Source organism: Thalassotalea castellviae (assembly GCF_031846185.1).
Classification (GTDB): Bacteria; Pseudomonadota; Gammaproteobacteria; order Enterobacterales; family Alteromonadaceae; genus Thalassotalea_H; species Thalassotalea_H castellviae.
The window spans coordinates 268,589-292,228 of the sequence record NZ_JAVRIF010000002.1; the positions used below are offsets into that span (position 1 = coordinate 268,589).

Below are 23,640 nucleotides of genomic sequence, written 5' to 3' on the forward strand. Positions count from 1 at the left end.
TATGAACAAAGATTAAGCAAAAATTAGCTAAAGTTAAAATATAGTTTTTCTTTATCAGCTATAGAATTTAGCTATAGCTTTTTTTTTACATTTCCTGAATAATCAAATAATGGATTTAAAACACCTTAATTATTTCATCACGGTTTATGAGCAAAAAAGTTTTAGCGCCGCCGCTAAACATTGCTTTATTGCCCAACCTTCAATCTCAGCAGCCATTGCACAACTTGAACTAGAATTACAACAAGCCTTGTTTACTCGCCACGCGCGCGGTGTAACGCCAACAGATCAAGGAAAAAAACTCTACCCTCTTGCCAAACAACTTATAGGTAAAGCAGACGCCATTAAACAAACATTTTTATCTCAAGGTATTCATCAAAGCTTTCGCTTAGGGGTAACCAAAGGGTTAGGAGTAAAACGAATGAGCGCTTTATTAAATGATTTTACTTCTGCCGAGCCCTCTATGGAGCTAACTTTAGTACCACAGCATGAAAACTCAGATGCTCGCATCATCATTAAAGAAGAATTAAAAGATGAGGAAAAGTATCATTTAATTTGGCAAGAAGATTATTTATTAGTGTTACCGATGAACCATCCGCTGTCATTAAAAGACGAAATACGTTTATCAGATCTAGACGGTTTGGCCTTTATTCAACGATCTCCATGCAATGCCTGGCAAATGCTTAATGACACGTTGACGCTATCGGGTATTCAATTAGACATCCGAGCCAAAATTCAAACCATAGATTATGCACTCGGCTTAGTACGAGCAGGTTTAGGTTGTGCGCTGGTGCCCGCACATCCTGAAATTATCGAAAACACGGATCTAACGTTCAAAGCAATCAATAAACTTAAATTAACGCGTGAAATTGTGCTGGCTTACCAACATCCCTCGCCCTTGTTAAACACTCTACGACAACAAGTAAAACTCATCTCAGAGAGCTAAATTTTGTCAAATGCCAAAATTCCTGTTAAAGGACTTCCCCCAACTGCATTCATTCTTACAATTTTTATACAATTCAACTCTCGAACACACAGACAATGCACATTTACATTTGTTAATATAACGTAATAAGTCGCAGGAAGTTCTGTAAAACAGTATAACTTCCTATAAAAAAGTGACGTTTAATAACACCTCAAATGGATACATAATGTAATGAAAATTAGTTTCGCTTTACTATTGATGTTGTTTATCTGCACAAATAGTTTAGCTAATGAAAAAAAACCACTAAAAGAAAGTACCGTCTTTAATAAAACCTTTAGCTGGCAGGCACAAGCGGGAGTTTCATTACAGTACACTACTTCTATTATTAAAGGGGTCAATCAAGATAACCTCGGTAATTATCTTAACATCTCAATATTATTCGACTTCTATTATAAAGGCTTCTTTATACAATCGGATCATCGCCGTGCTGATACCCATAACTTAGGTGCTGAAATTGGCTATCAACTGATTGTCGAAGACGATTGGGAATTAGATGTGATCAGTAAATCATATATTGGTGGTTTTAATCCTGAAGAAGTCATAGACATTGCTGATAAAGATATCCCCATTTTAATGGGTTTAAAATCAAGGGGAACTGCTGATGGCATTGGTATTCGTTATACCCGCTTTCACGATGATAGTATTTTTTCATTCGATATCGCCGCTTTAGCTCCATTAAGTGCGGCTGATGGCTGGGTGATGGACGCCTTTTATAGCCATATTGTTCCTTATCGCAATTGGGATATTTACCTCAACGCTGGCATGACCTATTACTCAGATAAAGTCATGAATTACTATGTTGGTATCGACAGTGAAGAAGTGTCCCCCTTGAGAGAAGAGTTTACCGCTCATCACGCATTGCGCACGCAAGTTGAAGTGTTTGCTCAGTATCCATTATCAAAATCTTGGACGTTTAATATTGGTTTAAGCCAAAATTATTACTTTGGTGATTTAAGCGAGAGTCCAATCGTTGAAACAGAAAATGCTTCCCAAATTATGGCGGGGGTACTGTATGTTTTTTAAACTAGGCGATGGAACTGCGTGGTTGAGATTAACATGGCTAGGCGCATTAATTTGCTTAGTAGCCGCATCAAAAGTAATAGCACAAGAAAACAAGCAAATACAATTATCGGCAAAACTAACCTCAGCAAATGATATTCTTTTGTCGGCCAAACCAGCTAATTGCGTGGCTTTGCACCAAGGACGAACGTGTTATGCAACGGTTGCTATTCAATGGCAAACGCCAACGATTGGAAATTTTTGTCTCTATCAAAAAACAACAAAGACTTTGATGCAATGTTGGAAAAACAGTCAAGGCGAACAAATTCAATTTGAGTTTGAATCTGATATAAAGCGCGAATATCAATTAGTCGCAGAGAAAACTAAGAGCATTATTGCAGAAACCGCTGTCAATGTTAGTTGGGTGCATAAAGCGACACCGAGAAAAAGAAGGTGGCGTTTATTCTAATGAAAATAGTAAAGAGGATCATACATGGCAACCGCTCATAAACTGCTTTTAGTTGAAGACGACCTGACATTAGCCGGTTGGGTGATAGAATATTTACAAGAACAACATTTTATTGTCGAACATGTTGCTCGTGGTGACTTAGTCCAAGAGAAAGTTAGCGAGTTTTCACCCGACTTAGTGTTGTTAGATGTTATGCTGCCGGGTCTAAACGGCATTGAAGTTTGTCGTCTGTTAAGAGAAGACTCACAACTACCGATAATTATGTTAACAGCACGTTCAGATGAATTTGATGAAGTTATAGGCTTAGAAGCTGGAGCAAATGATTATGTCATCAAACCAGTTAGACCCAGAGCGCTATTAGCACGTATTAACAGTGCGTTAAAATTTAACGTTGCGCCACCGCAAAATACCCAAGAGATTACTCTAGGACAATTAAGCATTAACAGCGAAGCAAACCGAGTAATTTATAACGGGAAGGAAATAGAACTATCCACCAGTTTATTCGCATTCCTTTGGTTTTTGGCCAACCATGCCGGTGAAGTGGTTGATCGAGACACCGTATTTAAAGCGTTGAAAAATCGAGAATATGATGGTTTAGATAGGCGATTTGACGTCATGCTTTCTACTTTAAGAAAAATCTTTAATGATGATCCACAAAGTCCAAAAAAGTTTAAAACTGTATGGGGAAAAGGGTATCTATTTGTTGCCGATGCTTGGAATGATTAACCCATGACTCGATTATTTCTCAGTATAATTATCGCAGTATTAGGATCGTTATTTTTTATTGGTTGGGGCTTAGATCAACTTGTTGCCGAACAAGAAAATCCTCAAGAGCAGAGTGATATATATATTTATAAACAACTTGTAGAAGGGTTTACTACACAGCTTAATACCCTGCCTGAAAAAGCAATACACGAGACAACCGAAAATTTTGCGAAACATTACCAACTAGCAATCACATTAGACGACATAAATAATATTGCTCTACCTGCTTCGTTACGATCGCAACTTTCACAACATGGCGGTTTACTGCTTGCTACCGATGAGCAAGCATATATATTACGAAAAATACCGCAACACCCGCAGCAGTTGGTCAAATTACAACTTCCAAGCACTTCGGAAGACAATCAACAATTGAACATAATGTTAACCGCGGTTTTATATATAGGTGTTTGTGCGATATTAATTTTATGGTTATTTCCGCTAGCACGTCGTTTATTTATCTTAACCAATGCCGCGGAAAAAATTGGCAAGGGTGATTTAGGCGTGCGCGTCCCTAATAGTCGCTTTTCCTATATCAATCGTCTTGAAAAAAGCTTCAACCAAATGGCCAGCCAAATTGAAAAATTAATGGCCGATAATAAATTATTAGCGCGTAGCCTTTCCCACGATATTCGTACGCCTATGTCATGTTTAAGGTTTGGCGTTGAAGCAGCACTTGATACTGATAATACTGCCAAGAAAAATGAGTACCTTAATAGAATGGAAGCAGAGCTTACCAATATGGAAGCAATGACTAGTGCTTTTTTATCTTATGCTGGCATGGAAAGACAAGGCATACATTTAAGATCCGAAAAAGTCGATATCAATCAATTTATAAGCAATATATGTCATGATTTTCAATCGCTTGCCGAACAATACAATGTTAAATTAACTTGTCAGTTATTGGATAAAACAATGGTTTACACCTTAGACTCTCATTGGTTTCATCAAGCGTTACAAAATTTGATCAGCAATGCCGTTCAATATGCCAGCAGCCAAGTTGTGTTATCTGTCGCAGTAAAAACGAAAACAATCGAATTTATCGTAGAAGATGATGGCGATGGTTTAGCGCAAGACGATTTAGCTATTATTTTCGATCCTTTTGTTAAGCTTGATACTGCGCGATCGAGAGAGCATGGTCATTTCGGTTTAGGTTTAGCCATTTGTCAAAAAGTTGTTCATTGGCATAAAGGTAAAATTGCTGCGACTAACTCCACAAACTTATCAGGTGCATGTTTTACAATTTCATTACCGCGTTACCTAGCCTAAGTTTCATTGAATTTTACTATCTTTAGCTGGCCTATTAAGGTTTAATAATCGGATTCAATCTAGTCCTTAATTTTCAAAACAAACTATAGAGAAACTAAATGAGTAAACCAATTAAAATTGAATATTTTACAGATGTTTTATGTGTTTGGGCGTGGGTATCACAACAACGCATTGAACGTTTAGAAAAACTGTTTGGTGAGCAAATCAGCTTCCAATTTAGATATCTCGACGTGTTTGGTGATACTCAGCAAAAAATGCAAAACCAATGGGCAGAACGGGGCCATTATCAAGGCTTTGCTGAACATGTGAAAAACTCAGCCAGCTGTGAGCCTAATGCTATCATCAACCCTAAAATTTGGCAGGAAGTACAACCGACTACGTCAACAACCGCCCACTTAATTTTGAAAGCAATTGAGCTGGCATATCATGCCGATAAAAGTAGCGAAATGGCGTTAGTATTTCGAAAAGCGTTTTATATTGACGCCCTCGACATCAGTCAGTTATCCATATTAATGCAGCTAGTTTCTGAGCACGGTTTAGAAACAACGCTTGTGCAAAAATTCGTGGAAAATGGCCAAGCTATCGCCGCCTTAATGACCGACTATCAATACGCGAATCAACAATCATTAAAAGGTAGCCCTACATTTATCATTGATAATAGCCGGCAAGTTTTATTTGGCAATGTCAGTGACAAGGTTTTACAAGCCAATATTAGTGCGCATATAAGTTAGGGCTTTCATACCCTAACTTAGTTACAAGAGAATGACTCGTTTCGCTTAATCAGTAAGTAAACAAATTTTTAACCAATTGCCGATATCAATGAGTTGCTCAGGTAAAACACTGTGAGGCATAGGGTAACTTTTCCATGTAACCGGGTAACCCGCTTGCTGAAGTAATTGATTGGCAACTTTTCCCGCAGCAAGAGGAACCACTTCATCTTGTTCGCCATGGTGTTGTAAAATCGCCGTAGATGAATTTTCCGCACTTAGCTTTTCAGGTAAAGTATCAGCACTGGGTAAATAACAAGATAAAGCAAGAATGCCCGCAAGTTTTTTAGGATATCTTAAACCGCTAAACAAGCTAACCACACCGCCTTGGCTAAAGCCCGCCAACACGATATTCTGTACATCAATGCCCGCTGCTACTTGTTCTTCAATTAATTGATGAACCAATTGCTCTGATTTTAATACGCCATCCATATCGGCTCGATTATGTAAATCCATACTTTTAATGTCATACCAAGAACGCATCACATAACCCTGATTAATCGTGACGGGTTGCTCTGGCGCATGTGGAAAGACAAAACGAATACTATGATGAGCAGGTAAACCTAACATAGGGACAACCGGGGCGAAACCGTCTCCCGAATCACCAAGTCCATGCAACCATATCACGCAAGCGGTGGCCGCATTTTTAGGTTCTATAATAATTTTTTCTAGAGATTGTGCTGACATTACTTTTCACTAACAAGAAGATTATGTCGCGTATGATAACAGCCCTTTATGCTAATCAAAACAATCTATATTTCCTATGATCTAGATTAATATCGTCATAGCGAAAGCTTGTTATGCTCGTGTTAGTTAAATTATTTAGATCACACGATGACCATGCAACGTTACCGAATGACGACTAAAATCGCATTTTTTCTATTATTTATTTTTGCTCCGTTATGCGATGTTTTTCGTTTTGACCTTGAACTGGGCCATTTCATCATTTTCGGTCAAGCATGGACAATTAGTATTGAACCTATCCTTTTTGGTGGAGGCGATAGTATTGATGCAGCGGTAAAGATATTCTCTCGGGTACTCCTTCCTGGCATAGCTTTCGTCGTATTCTCATTTATCTTAATTTGGCGGTTTGGTCGCATCTATTGTGGTTGGTTATGCCCACATTTTTCCGTGGTTGAATTACTTAATGATTTGATGTTGAAACAACTCAACAGAGTGACGTTATGGGAAAAAGCCAGCAAAAAAAATGCGGGAATGTTACCAAAGATAATTGTTACTTTAACCGCCATTTTTATCGCGTTTATATGGGCTATTTCGCTCTTAAGTTACTTATTAAACCCGGCGCAGTTACTCAATGATTTAGTGACTTTTCAGTTAGGGTTTGGCGCAACAATTTTTATTACGGCTGCAACAATTATATTTTCAATCGACTTTATTTTTGCTCGTCATCTGTTTTGTAAATATGGCTGTGCCTTAGGATTATTTCAAAGTTTAATATGGATGGCGAACCCAAAAGCAATGGTAGTAAAATTTGACAGAAAACGTGCCAAAGCTTGCCGAGAATGTAGTTTATCAAACGAAAATAAACCTTGTGATCAAGCCTGCCCTATGCGCCTACCTACTCGGAATGTAAAGCGAGCAAAGTTTACTTGTACTCAATGCGCACAATGTATTGCAGCTTGCGCACAGGTACAAAAGAATAATCCCCATGGCAGTTTATTAACCTGGGTTGATGGTCAAGCGGCTAAAGAAGTAGATCGAGCGGCGGGAACAGTAAAAACATCACAGCAGCTAATTAAAAGTAAAACGATTACATAATTGAGGGAATAACTATGTATGCCATGGCAATGCAAATGCGAGTTAAAAATATCAATGTTAAATACGCTAGTTTCATTCCTTTGTTACTGGTACTAACTTTCAGTAGCAAACTATCCGCAAAAGAAGTGGTCGTAGAAATATATAAAAAAGCCTTTATTCCTGCCGATATTAGGGTTGAAAAAGGAGATACCGTGATATGGAAAAACATTGAAAAGCGTCAATATCATAATGTTTGGTTTAAACAATTTAATACAGAAGAGCCTGATTACTTTTTCCCTGGTGAAAGTTATCAACGTACGTTTAATGACACGGGCGTATTTGTTTATGAATGTGGACCACACCCGAAAATGACAGGGACAGTTACCGTGCAATAAGTAAACACTGGGGTGTCACATTGATGAAAATAAACCTGTAAATCATAGTGAAAATATCTGCTCCAATAATAGGATGTTTAACGACAGCGCGCTAAATTTATTTAGCCAAATAATTTTAAAGCTCAATAACATTAAAACCTGATGATTAAGCATTGCATTGCTGAATAATTTGGGTATGATGCGCGACCTTTATTTATGTTGTGCTGGAGCTTTAAAAGTTCAATGAGAAAGTTGTTATCTTCCCCTGTAAAAATGCCTTTATCTGAAAGTGAAAACTTTATTTACCAAAACATATTAAAATATGTCCCCGAACTTAGCCTGAACTTAATGGCAATTAAAGTAGATGAACACCCGAATGACTTCTTGGGATGGTGTCATCAATTACTCAAGTTATCTCGCGATAGCATCAATATGGATTTGCTTGAGCCGGCACAATTACCGAGCCTAAAAAAATTACACGACATTCTCAAAACAAGTATTAGCCGTGCGCAAATAAAAATGACTCGCATAGCACCATGGCCGATATTTTGTCAGTTTATTCAGCAACAAAAAATAGCGCATGCCTTAGATGAGCGATTAAGATTACTTCAATATATCAACGAGATAAAAACACAGCCTTTGAGTGAAATGATTGAAGAAGACAAACTAGCCTTTGCAGGTAAACACACAAACAAACACGACATTAGCTTATATCAATTTGACGTAGAGTGGTTTGCCTCAACCAAAAGTGCGAAAGTGTTTCATCAATTATTCATTGAACAGCCACAAGCTTTTGATCAGGCTTTAAGTCATATCCCGTTAACCGGAGAGGTAACGTTAAATGAGTATGATAAATTTGTCAGTGCTTACCAAGATATCTTTTCTTCTTACTCATCTGATAAAGCGAATGACAAAAAAGCACCACTGGCGCCAGCAACACGTTTATTGGCAATGAGAAGACCCGATCAATTTATTGCCTTAACCGCCAGTAAAATCGAAACTTTCTGCCAAGGTTTTTCAATAGCCAAATTTAATAACTTCGATTTTTCTGCATATTGGCAGGACATGATAGGTACGATAAGAACTTGTGCTTGGTGGCATCAAGCATCGCCAGAGAATGAGCAAGAGCTTATTTTATGGAATAACCGCGTAATTTTACTTGATGTATTTTTGCATGCGGAAAAAGGCAGTGCGGAAAAATCTAACTACATCAAACTTCGTGATAAGCCTCTTAAGAAAACGACCAAATCAGCCCCAATGGTAAGAAAAAGAAGCAAAGAATCAGCAGAAGCGTTAATTGATCGCGCCTTAGAAGATGAAGAATTACCGGCATATTTACTCAACAAACGTGACACGTTAATTCATCAAGTGAAAGAAGGTAAAACGGTTGAGCAAGCTATCTCATTGATGCGAGCAATTTTTGGTTAAAGCCTCTTTAATTCAATACCAATATACCCAACAAAATTTAGCAACTTGATAGCGATCTAAGCAAAATTCATATCAATGATTTGATCGGTATCAAGTAAGCATCAATCAAATTTGCAGCCATTCCCAGAACCAAGTAATTTAACCTCAGATAACGTCATTTCTTAGTAGGTTCATATGAGCGCCGTAAGTTTAGAAGCAGCAACTCAATTAAAAACTGAGTTATATTATCAAGCACAAGGTAACGAAGTTACCCTGTTTGAATACGCAAATCAGCACCAATTGCCAGTATTAATTAAAGGGCCTACCGGCTGTGGGAAAACGCGTTTTGTTACTCACATGGCTAAAAAGCTGCACAAACCCTTGTATACAGTTTCATGTCACGATGATTTAACCGCCGCTGATTTAGTTGGTCGTCATTTGATTGGTCCTGATGGTACTTATTGGCAAGATGGACCGCTAACTAAAGCGGTACGTGAAGGCGGCATCTGTTATTTAGATGAAGTTGTTGAAGCACGTAAAGATACGACGGTGGTATTGCACCCTCTCGCTGATGATCGTCGTATTTTACCGTTAGAACGAACAGGGGAACTTATAGAAGCAGCGCCGGACTTTATGTTAGTAGTTTCTTATAATCCTGGTTATCAGAATTTATTAAAAGGGATGAAACCTAGCACTCGTCAACGCTTTGTTGCCTTGCGTTTTGAATATCCTACAATGGAGTTAGAACAAGAAATTCTTATTAAAGAAGCTGGCGCCGCACCCAATTTAGCTTTCAAATTGGTTGAGTTAGCTCAAGCATTGCGCCGTTTAGAACAAAATGATTTAGACGAAGTCGCTTCAACACGTTTATTAATTTATGCAGCAAAAATGATGTCTAGCGGGATGAATCCTCTGGATGTTTGCCGCTGTTGTTTAGCAGAGCCTTTATCGGATGATCCTGAAACGATTAAAGCCTTAATGGATGTTGCCCGTATATATTTTGATGAATAACACCCAAGCATTAACAATGCATGAAGATAAAAAGCTACCTGGCGATTTAGCCATGTGGTTTTTTATTTTAGCTGAATTAACTGTTTTTGCTATATTTTTCATTAGCTTTGCCGTTACTGAACAATTAAATTCTGACATGTTCAATCAAGGAAAAGCGCAATTACACCCCATAGCGGGACTGTTAAATACACTAGCATTGATCACCAGTAGTTTTTTTGTTGCATTAGCCCTTAACACCGTCCATCAAGGTCATAGCAAGATTTCTGTCAAATGGCTGATCACAGCCCTTGTATTCGCAGTTTTATACTTAGTGGTGAAAATGTGGGAATACCAATCGCTTTTTAGGCTAGGGATCAATCTAGAAACCAACACATTTTTTACTTTGTACTTTTTAATCACTGCATTTCATTTTTTACATGTCATTTTAGGTATGATTATTCTTAGCTATATCACAATTAGAACCTACAAAGGTGCTTATCGCGACAATATTTCTGGTTTCGAAGCGGGGGCAAGTTATTGGCATATGGTCGATTTATTATGGATTATTTTATTCCCTTTAATCTACGTTATCTAATACAAAAAGCTCAAACAGAGACAAGCAACTATGACTCGAAAACAAATTATTCTCAGTTGGTTAAGCTTAATATGCCTAACATGTATATCTGTATTTGCGAGTGATTTTATCGATAATATTCAGTTATTTATCATCGTAGTCATGTTAATAGTTTTTATCAAAGGTCAACAAATTGTCGATGTTTTTATGGAATTAAAAACGGCCCCTACCTTTTGGCGATTATTATTGATAAGTTATACCTTTTTAATCCCCTTAATTATTTCAATAATTTATCTCATTTAGTATAAAAACGGAGTATGGTTTATGTCACAGACAAAAAACACTTTACATTCCGCGACTATTTATCAAGCATTATACTTGACGAATTTATTATTATTACCTGGGGTATCTTTTTTGTTGCTGTTGTGGCTTTTTAACAAAAATAGGCACCCAAAAGATTGGCATCGCATTCACTTATACCGCTCTATTCAATTATCAATTATTGCTGGAGTTTTACTGGTTTTAGTACCGCTGATTGTTGTGTATGGTGGCAGTGAATTTGAAGCTTCCGTGATGGTAATGCTAGTCTACTTCGTTACTATTCATGCTTTATTGGTGTTATTGGGCATGCTTAATATCTCTCGTGCGATGGCAAAAAAGCTGCCTTTGTTTTGATATAGCGCAAAGTTAATCTCCTTTTCGTAACATAATTTTACACATTCCTAAAAACTTGATTTCCATCAAGTTAAGTATTTCCAGAGCCGTTTATTATTCAGTAGCTTTTATTACGAATTAATAAGGGAAATACCATGTCAGAAAGCTTTACGAAAGGTATGGCTCGGAATATTTACTATGGGGGAAGTGTCTTCTTCTTCTTAATATTTTTGAGCCTCACTTTCCATACAACAAAAGAAATGCCAGAGAGAGACAATCGTGTCAATCTTACCGAGTCTGTAGCGCGGGGTAAGGCGTTATGGGAAGACAACAATTGTGTAGGTTGTCATTCTTTAATTGGTGAAGGTGCCTATTTCGCGCCTGAATTAGGTAATGTTTATATTCGCCGCGGTGGTGGAAATATTGATGCTTTCAAAAGCTTCATGAGAGGTTGGATGAACGCACAACCACTCAATATTCCTGGTCGTCGCCAAATGCCTAATTTTCATTTAAATGATCAACAAATTGATGATTTAGCTGAGTTTCTGAAGTTTACAGCAGAAATGGACGTTAATGATTGGCCACCAAATGATGAAGGGTAAGTAAGATGAGTACTTTAAAATTTCAATCTCAAGCCGTTGCAAAACCTTATTTTGTATTCGCACTAATCTTATTTGCAGGTCAAATCTTGTTTGGTCTGATCATGGGGTTACAATATGTTGTTGGCGACTTTTTAGCTGGCGCTATTCCTTTTAACGTTGCACGTATGGTTCATACTAACCTACTGATTGTTTGGCTATTATTTGGCTTTATGGGCGCAGCTTATTATTTAATACCTGAAGAAGCTGAAACAGAACTTCATAGTCCTAAACTGGCTATCGCCTTATTTTGGGTTTTTGCGGCAGCTGGAGTGTTAACTATATTAGGTTACTTATTAGTGCCTTATTCAACGTTAGCGCATATCACAGGCAATGAATATTTCCCAACGATGGGACGTGAGTTTTTAGAACAACCCACCATTACCAAAATAGGTATTGTTGTTGTTGCATTGGGCTTCTTATTTAATATAGGTATGACCATATTAAAAGGCCGTAAAACAGTAATAAATATGGTGCTTTTAACTGGTTTAGTTGGTCTAGCGGTTTTCTTTTTATTCTCTTTCTATAACCCGGCGAATATTGCCCTAGATAAATATTTCTGGTGGTTTGTTGTTCATTTATGGGTTGAAGGCGTTTGGGAATTAATCATGGGGGCAATATTAGCGTTCATCTTAATCAAGACGACGGGTGTTGATCGCGAAGTCATTGAAAAATGGTTATATGTCATTATCGCTATGGCACTAATCACCGGAATTTTAGGAACAGGCCATCACTTCTATTGGTTAGCTACACCTGAGTATTGGCAATGGGTAGGCTCTATTTTCTCAGCGTTAGAACCATTACCATTCTTTGCTATGGTGCTATATGCCTTTAACATGGTGAATCGTCGTCGTCGAGAACACCCGAATAAAGCCGCTACTTTATGGGCTTTAGGTACGGCAGTAATGGCATTTTTAGGCGCAGGTGTATGGGGTTTCTTACACACATTAGCACCAGTAAACTATTACACACATGGTTCACAAATTACCGCAGCTCATGGTCATATGGCTTTTTACGGCGCTTACGCCATGATAGTCATGACGATTATTTCGTATGCAATGCCTAAGATTCGCGGTATTGGCGAAGCCAACTGTAATCGTGCACAAGTATGGGAAATGTGGGGCTTTTGGTTAATGACTGTCGCTATGGTTTTCATCACACTGTTCTTAACCGGTGCTGGGGTATTACAAGTGTGGTTACAACGGTTACCAGAAACAGGTGAAGCTTTAAGTTTTATGGCAACACAAGACAAACTGTCTATTTTTTATTGGTTACGTGAAATAGCAGGGGTGTTTTTCTTAATCGGGTTACTTGCATATTTTAGAAGTTTCTTCGTCAAAGAAAAAACCGCTTAAATCATTGTTCGCTTATAATTTAACTCAAGCTCATCAGTTGAGTTTGAGTTAAATTTTTCATTAAGCCATGGAATATCAATGCTTTACTTTAAATTTTACTGTAGAAGGCGAGACAATGAATGATCAATTACCCGTAAAACGGACAAAGAAACGTAAGTTACAAAAAGTAGCGACTTTTATTAGCTATGTTGCTATTTTAATTGCTATCGCATGCGCAGCTTTTTTATTGATGGTTGATGCAGAAGAAAAAGTGATGCGAGCCAGTCTAGGTGCCACCAGTTTTTTCTTTTTTATGGTCGGGTTAGTACTTCACACCATCGGCAATAGCGACTTACCAGATTTAACAATAAAAAAATAATTTTTGCCGCTAAAATCCTCTCACTATTGATGTATATCACATAAATCTTCTTTACTTATTGTTACAGTGATCACATGTTTTACTGATTAATTAACAGGTTTTTATGGAAGAGTGGGTTGGCGAGCTTTGGCATAAATATATCACGCGTAAAGCAAGCACAAGTTTTGCTGATGCTAAAGTTAATTTTTCACAAGTCAGTAAATCTATCGGTATGGTTTATCGCGCACTTGGCGGTGAAGATATTAAACGTGTGGAAGCCGCAACACCTCGTGATTATCTTGTCAGACGCACTATTCTTCAAAAAATATCAGGTGAAAACAAACAAATTAGTTTGGCATGGCAAGACGAAGATAGCCTTCGATTACCTGAATCTTTAGCCGTATTTCCCTCCACTGAATTAAATTATGACCTTTATATATGGTTAGCGGTTCTTGCTGCTAATCATCATGGAAAATTTCAGCATTGGGCTAATGATAATCAACGTTTAGTTGTGAAGGTACTCAAAAAATATCCAGCCATGAAACCGCGTTATCAACGATTAGCACAAGCGACGGTTGATATACGACCAGTTTTTGGCAAGCTCCCAGACAATGAACAAGCCATGGAAAAGTCTATCATTGAGGCGATATTATCTCCAGGTTCAGTCAGTCATTTTCCGATCGTTAATTTTGCCCCGCAAGCGGTCCATTTGTGGCTATACCCGTCGGCGCATGTTGATCCTCAACTTTTACCTGAGTACCAAGAGATAGATGACTTAGCGCAAGGGAAAGAAAAAACGAAACCATTAGCTAAGAGTGCCGCTAGTAGAAAAAAAGCTGAGCGTATTGACTCACCAGAAAATCGAGATGGCATGATGATTTTTCGTTTAGAAAGCATGTTTTCATGGAGTGAGTTTTCAAAATTAGACAGAGGGACTGACGATACCGAAGAAGAAGATGAACAGTATCAGAGCGTTGCAGAAGATCTTGACCAAATTTCATTATCTCAACAACAAAACCAAAAAAGTGCTTCGATAAAAATTGATCTTGACCTCCCTTCCGCATCAGAAGATGACTTTCCCATAGGGGATGGCATTTCCTTGCCAGAGTGGCATTATAAAAAACAGCAACTCGAAGCGGATCGTTGTTTGCTCCAACCTATGCTCCCAAAAGGTGCCATGCCACAAAAACTGCCAATAAAATTGCAAAAATCAGCAAAAATCATTCAAAGTCAATTTGAACAGATGCGTAATCTACGTTATTGGTTGAAAGGACAAGCCCAAGGTGAAGAATTAGATTTAAATGCCTGGTTAGATTTTCATGTTGAAAAGCAAATATCTGCCACTCAAGAAAAAGGACTCTATCAAAGTTTTCGAGGCAATAATCGCGATATATCGACCTTGTTGTTAGCCGATTTATCCATGTCTACCGATGCATACCTTGATAATGAAAACCGGGTCATAGACGTCGTTAAAGATTCGATGATGTTATTTGCTGAAGCATTAAACAGTGTCGGAGATAATTTTGCTATGTATGGTTTTTCTTCAGTAAAAAGAAGCCATGTAAGATTTAGTTTATTAAAAAACTTTAATGAAACATACAATGATGACATTCGTGGCCGAGTTCAAGCGATCCGACCTGGTTTTTACACCCGCATGGGGGCTGCAATTCGTCAAGCCACTCAGGTGATTCACGAACAACAAAACAGTCAAAAACTATTATTGATTTTAACTGACGGTAAGCCCAATGATATTGATTATTATGAAGGCAGGTTTGGTATTGAAGATACACGTCAGGCGGTTAAAGAAGCAATAAAACTCGGAATCAAGCCATTTTGTATAACCATTGATGTAGAAGCACAAGACTACCTACCTTATTTGTTTGGTAGTGATGGCTTTACCGTTATTTTAAAACCTTCGCAGCTGCCTTTGCGTTTGCCTCAGCTATATCATCAATTAACGAGTCATTAATATGTCAAATAAAATGATTACTTGCTTGTTTTGCCAGTCGATAAACCGTCTTGACGTTCAGCAAGAGACATCAAAAGAATATGGAAACTGTATTAACTGTGGCATGCCGCTAAGTAAAGAAACTCCCAATAGTACCAGCGCCAGAAAAAAACGTTTTCTCCCTTTATTCTGGTTTGTAGTTATTTTTTGTTTAGTGATGATCTTTTATTTACCCAGATAAATTTATTCCTGAAAAATATATAAGACGTAAAACAAGCGAGAATACATCACGCCCGTTAAAACCAAGTATAAAAAAAACCGCCTAAACAGACGGTTTTTCGTGAATATCTATCTTGTATGATTTTAACTTTGATTGGCTAATTTACACGCGTCGGTAATTTTATCCCACTGGCCATTTTCTACCCAGCTTTTCGGTGCAACCCAACTACCACCAATGGCAAAACAATTACCTAACTTAAGGTAATCTTCCTTATTTTCCTGATTAACTCCGCCCGTTGGACAAAAACTCGTATCTGGAAATATCGAAGACATTGCGCCTATAAAGGGTGCACCGCCAGATAATGAGGCTGGAAATAGTTTTAATTCATTAAAACCAAACTCATTCGCCAATAAAATATCTGAAGTATTCGAAACCCCCGGTAGTACCGGTAAACCACATTCAGTTAATTCTGCTAATAAATTTGCTGAAATCGCTGGGGTAATAATAAAGTCAGCACCAGCTTCCTTAGCCCCTTGTAAAATCTTTTTAGATGTAATGGTACCAGCACCAACAATTAGTGATGGAAAGGCTTGTTTAATTGCTTTTAGAGCCTCTAAAGAAGCTTCCGTACGTAATACTACTTCAATTAAATGCAAACCGGCTTTAACCATAGCCTCGGTAATGGCAATACCTTGCTCTGGTGTATCTGCTTGCACAATTGGTAGCAAGACTTGTGATGCCATTAATTCTTTAAATGATTTCATATAAATACCTGTAAATTTTTATCAATAATTTAGATAAGATAATCAAGAAATCATCTTAAAGTTGCTGAACAAAGTCATTAAATAATGCTTTTGGAGCAATCGCCCCTTTGTGTTGAATAACAAAGCCCGCAGCCTTAGAGGCTTTATCAACAGACTCCGCAATTGAAGCATCAGCTAGACGAGCTCCTAAGTAGACCCCATTAAATGAGTCGCCTGCAGATGTTGTATCAACAACAGTTTTCACTGGCGTCACTTGGTGTAACTCTTTTTCACCATCTAATATTGTGATCACAGATGCCGGCCCATTTTTCACCACTAATTCTGAGATCCCGTACGATTGGCAAAAATCAATCACGCCTTCAACACTGTTAATACCGTATAAGCTGTCAAAATCTTCAACGCCAGGTAATGCGATATCCGCTAACTTAAACGCTTGTTCATAAGCTTGAATAGTTTCTTCTTTGTCTTTCCACATTCGAGCACGATAGTTAGGATCAAATACAATTTTTACCCCAGCAGTTTTAAGTTGTACTAATTTTTGCCAAAAACTCGCTCGCGCTTCAGGTTGTATTACCGCTAAAGAAATGCCACTAAAGAAAAACATATCGCCAGAAGTTAGAATGTCCGTTGCCGACTCGTCGATAAAATCCATCACGGTTCTCGCCGCAGAATTTTCGCGCCAATAAGTAAAGCTACGCTCACCTTGATCATCTAATTGAATAGAATATAACCCTGGAATTTTAGACTCCGATTGAAACACTAAATCAGTATCAATATTTTCACTTTCAAAATATTTGATCATATCGAGACTAAAATTATCTTTTCCTACGGCAGTTACTAAACGTACTTTCACGTGTGGGAAAGTACGCTTAAGATACACAGCGGTATTAAAAACATCTCCAGCAAATGATTGTTTTAACATATTGGATGTCGCGTCATTTGACGCGGTCATCAACTCAATCATACATTCACCAAAGAGAAAAATGTTTTTCATTTACAGAGCCTTATTCACTTTATTTAAATTTTAATTAAATAGGGTTGATGGCTAAAAGCCATCAACTATTATAGTTTTTTTAATGGCGCGATTTTTGGGATCAGTACCCAAACTGCCAGCATAGCTATCACTGCTAACGATGCACCAATCGCAAATACGGTGGTATAATTACCGTCTGCCGTTAAAATTGGCACTAATGAGGTTAAACCAACTACCGCAAGTTTTGCCGCCATGCCAGAAAAACCAGCTAACGTCCCTACGGCTTTTTTACCGTAAAGGTCACTTGGCAAAGTTTGTACGTTACCAATTGAGGTTTGGAAACCAAACAGAATAACCGCCATAATCAATACCGCTGTTGTTGGTCCACCTGGGTTTGCCATTGCTAATAACGCAGGAAGCATAATTAAACAACCTAAGCTAATCGTTAGTTTACGTGTTTTATCCACAGTCCAACCCGATTTAATGCGGTTTTGAGCAAGAAGCCCACCAAACCAAGCACCAAACATTGCGCCAACATAAGGGACCCAACCGTAAAGGCCAATTGATTTAACGTCCATACCGTAAACTTCGTTCAAGTAGATTGGAGTCCACGCAACAAATAGCCACCAAATAGGATCAATGGCTGCAGAGGCGATAATAACCCCCCAACTTTGTTTACGAGAAAGTAATTCACCCGTTGATGGACTGTATTCTTCTTCATCACACAAAGGTGCATTTTCTGAACTGCGTTGACCAGTAAGAATATATTCACGTTCTTCTGCGGTGATCCAAGGATGTGATTTAGGTGGCGCTTTCACTAAAATTAACCATGGGATCAACCATAAAAGACCAATTAAACCAATAACAACAAAGATCATTTGCCAGCTAAAAAACACCGTCATGTAGGCGATAAGCGGGATTGAAATAATACCACCAATTGCCGCGCCAGAATTAAAAATACCTTGTGCTAAAGCGCGTTCTCTTGAAGGGAACCATTCCGCGTTACTTTTTGTAGCGCCAGGCCAGTTACCTGCTTCAGCGACACCTAATATCGCTCTGAAAATGCTAAAACTTAGCATACCTTGTGCAAATGCATGTAACGCAGTTGCTATAGACCAAACACCGATTGATAAAACGAAACCGATTCGAGTGCCAACCCAGTCAAAAATCTTCCCGAAAATAGCTTGACCAAACGCATAAGAAAAAATAAAAACAACCGTGATATTGGCATAGATTTGTTTACGCTCTAATGCCGTTTCATCCGGGAAAAGATCTTCTACGATATCAGGCCAAAGCACACTTAGTGCTTGACGATCTATATAATTAATTACCGTGGCCAAAGCGATTAATGCAATCACCCACCAACGTAAGCCTTTTAATTGCATTATTCTATCCCCTCAGGTTTGCGATTAAGTTCATCTATATCAATATTATCGAAAGTCCCTTCAGGAAGGAAATCGGCACGAGGTGGACTGAACGTATCAATTAAAATACCACCGGTTGGACAAGTAGCACCGTGATCAGCCCAAGGGGGAATTAAACAGCTGTCCCCTGCTTTCATGATTTTCGTCACACCATCAATATTAAAGTGAAACTCCCCTTCAATGACATAAGTCACTTGTGAGTGTCTATGGGCATGATTATAACCAATAGCGCCTTTTTCAAACCAAATTTTCACCGCCATTAGTTCATGATTAAAACCTAACATTTGACGTTTTAAACCACCACCAATATCTTCGATTTCAGTTTCTTCACCACTTAAAAAGTGTTCGCTACGACTCATAATTAATTCCTCACTTCTCTTTATTACTAAGTTTGAACAGCTTAAATTGGCCATTGAAACTAAAATTGTTATCTTGATATGTAAATGTATTTTTCGTTTTATTTGCTAACTGACGATTAAAGGCAAACAAATAACTTTGCCCATTGCTAACCCCTATTTCAATCAACTCAATGTCACCAAGGATCTGATGAGTGAGTGACGAAATGCTTGATTTAGCCGCTAAAGTAAATTCTTTCGCTGGGTTATATTGACCATGAGGTTCTAACACACTAATAAAGCGGTGTTGCTTCGCCGATTTTTTACGATAGATAAACCCTGATTCATTGCGTAAATTAAAATTAGGATCATTGGCGCCTATTCGGGTAAATAACGCTTCAGTTTCACCGTCAACTAGCGAGGTTTGGGTATAGAACTTGCCATTTTCATTTAACCACGTAATTTTCGCTAACCCTTTTTCAGGGAGACTTTTTGCCGTTAGCCATAAATGTTGATAGCCATTTTTACTGCCTAACGCAGATAAAGATTGCGTTTGAGCATTTAATTGAAAATTGGTTTCAATTAATTGACCTTGATAATGTAAAGGTAAGTCGAATTGATGCGCTTTTTCACTACTGTTTACTGCAAAAATATCAATAACAAGAGGCTTATGAATTTCAGGCAGTTTCACTAATGCCATAGTTCTTGTTAATGAAACATCTTTATAAGCCGTATCAATTTGAGCTGAACTAATTGATCCTTGGTTATTGTTAGCAAAAAATAATAATTCTGGATGATGCTTATTGCCTGTTTTCACCTTACCTTTAAAGTGACTAGTTTCGTCTACTACGACGGTATTGTGCGCAACGGTTTGTTTAGCAAACGTTTTGTTTTCAGGTAGATAACCTCCACCCGATTTTGCTTCGACATTTAAAAAGCGTGCAGCGCCATAATCAGAAACAATCTCATTACCTTTGTCATAAAATTGCCAGGTTAATTTGTCAAAATGACCATGCCCCAATCCTTGTGCTGCCGGCTTAAATAACAATGCTTGCTTGTCATGAGATTTTTGCCGCATGATCACCAAAGCGCCTTGTTTACCATCGGCACCATCGCCAAACGCCTTGGACTTAAATGGATAAGGTGTTGCTAAATTATCATCTAATGCTTGTGCAACTTTCAGACCATCTCCCGTTAAAATGACTTGCTCTTGTTGCTTAGCAATATCAAGTAAATCAGTATCTTGGGTGAAACCGTAAGCGATAGTTACCCCATGCACTAACTCAATGGTATCAATGCCTTTGCTTTTGATCGCATCGTTAATTGGGAAGAACAATTTGTTGTAGCTCAGCTGAATTGTGGTATCAATAGCTTTTAAAATAATGCCATTACGGTAAGCAAATATTTTTCGCTCTGGTTGATTGTTTTCGATCGCTTTGGCAAAGGTAACAAAAGGCATCAAAGCATAACGCTGATAATAAGGCCCTTCATTGTAATAACCTTCTGGTGAGAATAATTCATCTAACTGTCTTAAAAAGCCACCTTTTCCAGATTTATCTAAACCATAAAGCGCTTGTTCAACCCATTCAAGCTCTCCTAAAACATAGCCAGTCATACCGACGGCGGCAGTTAACCATGTGCCATGATTATGGATTTTATTAAATGTTTTTGGCGAATCAACAGATAAGAACTTAACGATTGGGCGAAAAAGGCCCGTTTCAATTTTCTTTTTATCGGCATGAGTTAATGACGCTAAAATCATGTCGTATGCTTGGCTGGTATACACTAACCAAACGGCTTCATTTAAGCTTTGCCAAAATAGTTTGCCTGGATTTGTTTTGCCTTTTTTTCTTTTCGGATGCAAAGGCAAGGTAGGATATAACTCGGCATAACTAAGTAGCATGTCACGCACATAGTCGGCATAACGTTTGTTTTGCGTTAATTGATAAACAATACTCGCATCATACATCAAGCGATAGTTTTTCTTATGTCTCTCATGCGTAAAACCGCCACCTGAATCTTTTGGTACCGGAATATTAATAGCTTGCGTTATCTGAGAATCGACCTTAGCCTTAACTTGTTCAAAAGCCTCAGTAAAGCGTCCTTTCGAGGATAAGGCTTTTTTCATTGCAGGTACATCAGTATGACTGATCACAAGATTGGGCGTATCGCTCGCCACACTATTTATGCTAAATAGTGCAGACCAACAAACTACGACAGCAAGCGCCAAATGAATCTTCATTTTTTTGAAAAAAGCCAATAACATGCTTAGAAAGCCCTACTTATTTACAATTTTATTATCAGAAAGTTCAGCGGTATGCGGGCCTTCGACTCTAAGTTCAACGACACTCACCGCTTGTGAAAGTTGATTATTTGCAATACTGGTTTTCGGCTCGCCCACCGTGTGCTCAACTTTAATCGGCGCACTGTTAACCACCGTGTTGTTGTTTATATTCGTAACTTGAACACCATGTAAGTACAAACTAGCCTTAGTTTTATTTCTTTTCCCTTCACCGATGGCGGTTAATTGGTTATTCGACATGTTCAGGTGTGGACCAAAAGTACTTTCATCGGTTCCACCACGGTATAATTTAATTAATGCACCAGATACGTTTTCAATACGGTTATCTGCAAGTGTCACGTATTCGGCATTATAAATACCTAAGTCTTCTATTTCTTTATCAAGACGTAAAAGATCACCGGTGATATTAGTAAAGGTATTGCCGTTTAGTTCAATTAAGTTAGCAAAAGCGCCTTTACCTGATTCAAAAAAGTGAAATGAGTGGTTAATGTCTAAATTTTTCACGACACTATTGTGCATCACAAAACGATAGTTTTGAGTCATGCCCCACTTTTGGGTTCTTATTAAAGTATTGCCAGAAGAGTCAGGGCTATTAACCCCATCAATCGTCAGGTTTTCAACTTTTAAGCTGCCACCATCAGAGATTTCAAACAAGGTGCCACGCTCAAAGGTAATGACTACGTCAGTATTTTTCGCGGCTTTCACCGTTAAAGTTTTCGCAACTTTCAGGGTTTTTCTTACGTTATAATTGCCTTTTGCAAGTACAAGAACATCACCATCTTCCGCCGCGATAACAGAATCAAATAAATCGTCGCCATTGCCTTTAACTTGAATTTCTTTTCCTGAACCAAACGCTGTTTCTTCGACATTTTTAGCATACCAACTTGGTCCTGTGGCTGACTTAGCGATTGGTTGTATCGTTTTATCCGCTCCAATCGATTCGCCAACAGGATATAACAAGCCATTTTCAGCTCGCTCTAAGCGTAATTCTTTGACTTGAAAGCCCTCAGCAATTTCTGCTAATGGTTTACTATTAGTGATATTACCTTTGAAGGCAATACCAGAAACATCGTCAAACAAGGTAAAAGGTTGTTGACCATTTTCATTAAAAATTAAGTTGTTTTGTATTTTACTATTCAACGGTGCTGCTGAACGTTCAGCGTCGCTACCTGCCGCTAATTGAATATGATCAACGTTCACCATTGAGTTGTTTTCAATGAGAGCATTTTCTACTTGGTGATAACGATTGATAGGAGAATTAGGAACACCATTCATCACAGTAAAACCACTGCCAAAGCGGTAACCCGTTAATCCTTCCATGTAATTGTTACGAATGATTTGATCTTTGTTGATCACGCGAATACCGCCAGTATGGTCAACTCCATTACCAAAGAAAACATTATTCTCAATGACATTACCATTACCGTGACGTAAGGTTAATGTGCCGCGAGATTCAAAAAAGGTATTATTAAGTAATTGATTTTTTCCTGATTTAACCGAGATGATTTCAACTTCACCGTTACATCGATCAAAATAGTTATTCTCAACTTTTGTAAATGAGTTACTTAACGAATAATGACTGGTTCCAATGCGAAGTGTTTCACCACCGTTTGAACCTAATATAGGGCGTGGTCCAAAGTAATTATGATCAATTTGATGATAGTTTTCTTGGCTCTCTTGAGTGTTTAAACGCACCGCCATGGTTACGCCTTTATTGCGCTTACCCGCTAGATAGCTATGGTCAAAACGATTATGTTTCCCGTATAAACTTACCCAATAATCATTTTCAGCTTTATCAGGGTTGGAATAATCTTCTATCACTACTTCGGTAACTCGAGAGTGATAGGCTAAATTATTTTTATTTTGTCTGTATTCAATAACAGCACTACTTGGCGTATAGCCATCTTTAAACACTAGACCTGAAACGATCAAATGCTCTCCCGCCAATCTCAAGTTCGATTGACCCGTTAAAAATACTTTACCTTTAGTTTGCGCAGTTAAAGTAATTGGGTTTTCTTGAGTACCTTGAGCTTTAAATAAGATCTCAAAATTTTTCCATGTACCATCAGACAAAACAATTTCATCGCCGGCTGATACTTTATCAAGGGCAGCTTGATATTCCGCTTGGGTAGTCACTAACCATGATTTTGCCGTTGTTTGCTGACAAGCAGCAGTGACCAATAATAATAAACTTGATAAAAATATCGATTGAAAAATTTTAGACTTGTACATAATTACCTCAAAAGAGTCCTACTTAAAAATATTGAGTTCTCAATTACTTCCGCAAAAGAGAACTCCAATTTCACTTAAATTGATTGATAACTTTCAATATAAGCTAA

At 38.1% G+C, this 23,640-nt stretch carries 25 protein-coding genes; 18 read left to right on the plus strand and 7 right to left on the minus strand.

The window, feature by feature from the left end; translation table 11 throughout:
• The first annotated feature begins 109 nt into the window (after positions 1 to 109).
• From RM573_RS04925 to RM573_RS04950, 6 genes are all read left to right on the plus strand, one after another.
• Complete coding sequence (locus RM573_RS04925; RefSeq protein ID WP_311578105.1) at positions 110 to 943, plus strand: LysR family transcriptional regulator; 834 nt, start codon at positions 110 to 112, stop codon at positions 941 to 943.
• A gap of 210 nt (positions 944 to 1,153) precedes the next feature.
• The gene (locus RM573_RS04930; RefSeq protein ID WP_311578107.1) at positions 1,154 to 2,005 is read left to right on the plus strand and encodes a MipA/OmpV family protein; all 852 of its coding nucleotides are present in this window, start codon (positions 1,154 to 1,156) and stop codon (positions 2,003 to 2,005) included.
• Positions 1,995 to 2,450: a DUF3019 domain-containing protein gene (locus RM573_RS04935; RefSeq protein ID WP_311578110.1), complete on the plus strand. Its 456-nt coding sequence runs from the start codon at positions 1,995 to 1,997 to the stop codon at positions 2,448 to 2,450. The genes RM573_RS04930 and RM573_RS04935 overlap by 11 nt, the downstream gene beginning before the upstream one ends.
• A gap of 24 nt (positions 2,451 to 2,474) precedes the next feature.
• Positions 2,475 to 3,176, plus strand: coding sequence for a response regulator transcription factor (locus tag RM573_RS04940; protein ID WP_311578112.1), 702 nt, complete (start codon positions 2,475 to 2,477; stop codon positions 3,174 to 3,176).
• A gap of 3 nt (positions 3,177 to 3,179) precedes the next feature.
• Entirely contained in the window at positions 3,180 to 4,481 is a 1,302-nt protein-coding gene (locus tag RM573_RS04945; protein ID WP_311578114.1) for an ATP-binding protein, read from the plus strand.
• A 98-nt stretch (positions 4,482 to 4,579) separates the two neighbouring features.
• A complete protein-coding gene (locus RM573_RS04950) occupies positions 4,580 to 5,212 on the plus strand; it encodes a DsbA family oxidoreductase (protein WP_311578116.1) in 633 nt (210 codons plus the stop codon).
• Positions 5,213 to 5,257: 45 nt separating this feature from the next.
• On the opposite strand, the gene RM573_RS04955 is transcribed toward RM573_RS04950, so the two are convergent.
• Positions 5,258 to 5,935: an alpha/beta hydrolase gene (locus RM573_RS04955; RefSeq protein ID WP_311578118.1), complete on the minus strand. Its 678-nt coding sequence runs from the start codon at positions 5,933 to 5,935 to the stop codon at positions 5,258 to 5,260.
• 168 nt (positions 5,936 to 6,103) lie between these two features.
• Here RM573_RS04955 and RM573_RS04960 point away from each other — a divergent pair, with 168 nt between their 5' ends.
• The 12 genes from RM573_RS04960 to RM573_RS05010 all read left to right on the plus strand — a co-directional run bounded on the left by RM573_RS04960 (position 6,104) and on the right by RM573_RS05010 (position 15,524).
• Positions 6,104 to 7,027 (plus strand): 4Fe-4S binding protein, encoded by a 924-nt coding sequence (locus tag RM573_RS04960; protein WP_311578120.1) that lies wholly within the window; start codon positions 6,104 to 6,106, stop codon positions 7,025 to 7,027.
• Between the two features lie 14 nt (positions 7,028 to 7,041).
• Complete coding sequence (locus RM573_RS04965; protein WP_311578122.1) at positions 7,042 to 7,401, plus strand: cupredoxin domain-containing protein; 360 nt, start codon at positions 7,042 to 7,044, stop codon at positions 7,399 to 7,401.
• 222 nt (positions 7,402 to 7,623) lie between these two features.
• On the plus strand, positions 7,624 to 8,808 hold the full coding sequence (locus RM573_RS04970; protein WP_311578125.1) for a hypothetical protein: 1,185 nt from the start codon (positions 7,624 to 7,626) through the stop codon (positions 8,806 to 8,808).
• A gap of 174 nt (positions 8,809 to 8,982) precedes the next feature.
• On the plus strand, positions 8,983 to 9,798 hold the full coding sequence (locus RM573_RS04975) for a CbbQ/NirQ/NorQ/GpvN family protein (protein WP_311578127.1): 816 nt from the start codon (positions 8,983 to 8,985) through the stop codon (positions 9,796 to 9,798).
• Positions 9,791 to 10,372: a cytochrome c oxidase subunit 3 family protein gene (locus RM573_RS04980; RefSeq protein ID WP_311578130.1), complete on the plus strand. Its 582-nt coding sequence runs from the start codon at positions 9,791 to 9,793 to the stop codon at positions 10,370 to 10,372. The genes RM573_RS04975 and RM573_RS04980 overlap by 8 nt, the downstream gene beginning before the upstream one ends.
• Positions 10,373 to 10,402: 30 nt before the next feature.
• Positions 10,403 to 10,654 carry a cytochrome C oxidase subunit IV family protein gene (locus RM573_RS17505; protein WP_432280210.1) on the plus strand — a complete coding sequence of 84 codons (252 nt, stop codon included), beginning with the start codon at positions 10,403 to 10,405 and terminating at the stop codon, positions 10,652 to 10,654.
• A gap of 21 nt (positions 10,655 to 10,675) precedes the next feature.
• The gene (locus tag RM573_RS04985; RefSeq protein ID WP_311578132.1) at positions 10,676 to 11,026 is read left to right on the plus strand and encodes a hypothetical protein; all 351 of its coding nucleotides are present in this window, start codon (positions 10,676 to 10,678) and stop codon (positions 11,024 to 11,026) included.
• 134 nt (positions 11,027 to 11,160) lie between these two features.
• On the plus strand, positions 11,161 to 11,607 hold the full coding sequence (locus RM573_RS04990; protein WP_303448891.1) for a c-type cytochrome: 447 nt from the start codon (positions 11,161 to 11,163) through the stop codon (positions 11,605 to 11,607).
• A gap of 5 nt (positions 11,608 to 11,612) precedes the next feature.
• Positions 11,613 to 12,998, plus strand: coding sequence for a cbb3-type cytochrome c oxidase subunit I (locus RM573_RS04995; protein WP_311578135.1), 1,386 nt, complete (start codon positions 11,613 to 11,615; stop codon positions 12,996 to 12,998).
• 115 nt (positions 12,999 to 13,113) lie between these two features.
• Complete coding sequence (locus RM573_RS05000; RefSeq protein WP_311578137.1) at positions 13,114 to 13,356, plus strand: hypothetical protein; 243 nt, start codon at positions 13,114 to 13,116, stop codon at positions 13,354 to 13,356.
• 103 nt (positions 13,357 to 13,459) lie between these two features.
• Positions 13,460 to 15,304: a nitric oxide reductase activation protein NorD gene (locus RM573_RS05005; protein WP_311578139.1), complete on the plus strand. Its 1,845-nt coding sequence runs from the start codon at positions 13,460 to 13,462 to the stop codon at positions 15,302 to 15,304.
• A 1-nt stretch (position 15,305) separates the two neighbouring features.
• Positions 15,306 to 15,524, plus strand: a complete 219-nt coding sequence (locus tag RM573_RS05010) for a DnrP protein (protein ID WP_311578142.1) — start codon at positions 15,306 to 15,308, stop codon at positions 15,522 to 15,524.
• 122 nt (positions 15,525 to 15,646) lie between these two features.
• On the opposite strand, the gene eda is transcribed toward RM573_RS05010, so the two are convergent.
• The 6 genes from eda to RM573_RS05040 all read right to left on the minus strand — a co-directional run bounded on the left by eda (position 15,647) and on the right by RM573_RS05040 (position 23,533).
• A complete protein-coding gene (gene eda, locus RM573_RS05015) occupies positions 15,647 to 16,267 on the minus strand; it encodes a bifunctional 4-hydroxy-2-oxoglutarate aldolase/2-dehydro-3-deoxy-phosphogluconate aldolase (RefSeq protein WP_311578145.1) in 621 nt (206 codons plus the stop codon).
• 55 nt (positions 16,268 to 16,322) lie between these two features.
• Positions 16,323 to 17,261 carry a sugar kinase gene (locus RM573_RS05020; RefSeq protein WP_311578147.1) on the minus strand — a complete coding sequence of 313 codons (939 nt, stop codon included), beginning with the start codon at positions 17,259 to 17,261 and terminating at the stop codon, positions 16,323 to 16,325.
• 68 nt (positions 17,262 to 17,329) lie between these two features.
• Positions 17,330 to 18,625, minus strand: a complete 1,296-nt coding sequence (locus tag RM573_RS05025; RefSeq protein ID WP_311578149.1) for an MFS transporter — start codon at positions 18,623 to 18,625, stop codon at positions 17,330 to 17,332.
• A complete protein-coding gene (locus RM573_RS05030) occupies positions 18,625 to 19,023 on the minus strand; it encodes a cupin domain-containing protein (RefSeq protein WP_432280211.1) in 399 nt (132 codons plus the stop codon). Before RM573_RS05030 ends, RM573_RS05025 begins: the two co-directional genes overlap by 1 nt.
• Before the next feature lie 10 nt (positions 19,024 to 19,033).
• On the minus strand, positions 19,034 to 21,241 hold the full coding sequence (locus RM573_RS05035; protein ID WP_432280212.1) for a heparinase II/III domain-containing protein: 2,208 nt from the start codon (positions 21,239 to 21,241) through the stop codon (positions 19,034 to 19,036).
• Positions 21,242 to 21,277: 36 nt separating this feature from the next.
• Complete coding sequence (locus tag RM573_RS05040; protein WP_311578156.1) at positions 21,278 to 23,533, minus strand: polysaccharide lyase 6 family protein; 2,256 nt, start codon at positions 23,531 to 23,533, stop codon at positions 21,278 to 21,280.
• Between the last annotated feature and the right edge of the window lie 107 nt (positions 23,534 to 23,640).

Coding starts and splice junctions, on each gene's coding strand:
- RM573_RS04955 (WP_311578118.1), bottom strand. CDS start 5,935: ATGTCAGCACAATCTCTAGAAAAAATTATTATAGAACCTAAAAATGCG.
- RM573_RS04950 (WP_311578116.1), top strand. CDS start 4,580: ATGAGTAAACCAATTAAAATTGAATATTTTACAGATGTTTTATGTGTT.
- RM573_RS05000 (WP_311578137.1), top strand. CDS start 13,114: ATGAATGATCAATTACCCGTAAAACGGACAAAGAAACGTAAGTTACAA.
- RM573_RS04960 (WP_311578120.1), top strand. CDS start 6,104: ATGACGACTAAAATCGCATTTTTTCTATTATTTATTTTTGCTCCGTTA.
- RM573_RS04965 (WP_311578122.1), top strand. CDS start 7,042: ATGTATGCCATGGCAATGCAAATGCGAGTTAAAAATATCAATGTTAAA.
- RM573_RS04980 (WP_311578130.1), top strand. CDS start 9,791: ATGAATAACACCCAAGCATTAACAATGCATGAAGATAAAAAGCTACCT.
- RM573_RS04930 (WP_311578107.1), top strand. CDS start 1,154: ATGAAAATTAGTTTCGCTTTACTATTGATGTTGTTTATCTGCACAAAT.
- eda (WP_311578145.1), bottom strand. CDS start 16,267: ATGAAATCATTTAAAGAATTAATGGCATCACAAGTCTTGCTACCAATT.
- RM573_RS05005 (WP_311578139.1), top strand. CDS start 13,460: ATGGAAGAGTGGGTTGGCGAGCTTTGGCATAAATATATCACGCGTAAA.
- RM573_RS04995 (WP_311578135.1), top strand. CDS start 11,613: ATGAGTACTTTAAAATTTCAATCTCAAGCCGTTGCAAAACCTTATTTT.
- RM573_RS04925 (WP_311578105.1), top strand. CDS start 110: ATGGATTTAAAACACCTTAATTATTTCATCACGGTTTATGAGCAAAAA.
- RM573_RS04940 (WP_311578112.1), top strand. CDS start 2,475: ATGGCAACCGCTCATAAACTGCTTTTAGTTGAAGACGACCTGACATTA.
- RM573_RS04990 (WP_303448891.1), top strand. CDS start 11,161: ATGTCAGAAAGCTTTACGAAAGGTATGGCTCGGAATATTTACTATGGG.
- RM573_RS05040 (WP_311578156.1), bottom strand. CDS start 23,533: ATGTACAAGTCTAAAATTTTTCAATCGATATTTTTATCAAGTTTATTA.
- RM573_RS05030 (WP_432280211.1), bottom strand. CDS start 19,023: ATGAGTCGTAGCGAACACTTTTTAAGTGGTGAAGAAACTGAAATCGAA.
- RM573_RS04975 (WP_311578127.1), top strand. CDS start 8,983: ATGAGCGCCGTAAGTTTAGAAGCAGCAACTCAATTAAAAACTGAGTTA.
- RM573_RS04935 (WP_311578110.1), top strand. CDS start 1,995: ATGTTTTTTAAACTAGGCGATGGAACTGCGTGGTTGAGATTAACATGG.
- RM573_RS04985 (WP_311578132.1), top strand. CDS start 10,676: ATGTCACAGACAAAAAACACTTTACATTCCGCGACTATTTATCAAGCA.
- RM573_RS05010 (WP_311578142.1), top strand. CDS start 15,306: ATGTCAAATAAAATGATTACTTGCTTGTTTTGCCAGTCGATAAACCGT.
- RM573_RS05035 (WP_432280212.1), bottom strand. CDS start 21,241: ATGAAGATTCATTTGGCGCTTGCTGTCGTAGTTTGTTGGTCTGCACTA.
- RM573_RS05025 (WP_311578149.1), bottom strand. CDS start 18,625: ATGCAATTAAAAGGCTTACGTTGGTGGGTGATTGCATTAATCGCTTTG.
- RM573_RS05020 (WP_311578147.1), bottom strand. CDS start 17,261: ATGAAAAACATTTTTCTCTTTGGTGAATGTATGATTGAGTTGATGACC.
- RM573_RS04970 (WP_311578125.1), top strand. CDS start 7,624: ATGAGAAAGTTGTTATCTTCCCCTGTAAAAATGCCTTTATCTGAAAGT.
- RM573_RS04945 (WP_311578114.1), top strand. CDS start 3,180: ATGACTCGATTATTTCTCAGTATAATTATCGCAGTATTAGGATCGTTA.
- RM573_RS17505 (WP_432280210.1), top strand. CDS start 10,403: ATGACTCGAAAACAAATTATTCTCAGTTGGTTAAGCTTAATATGCCTA.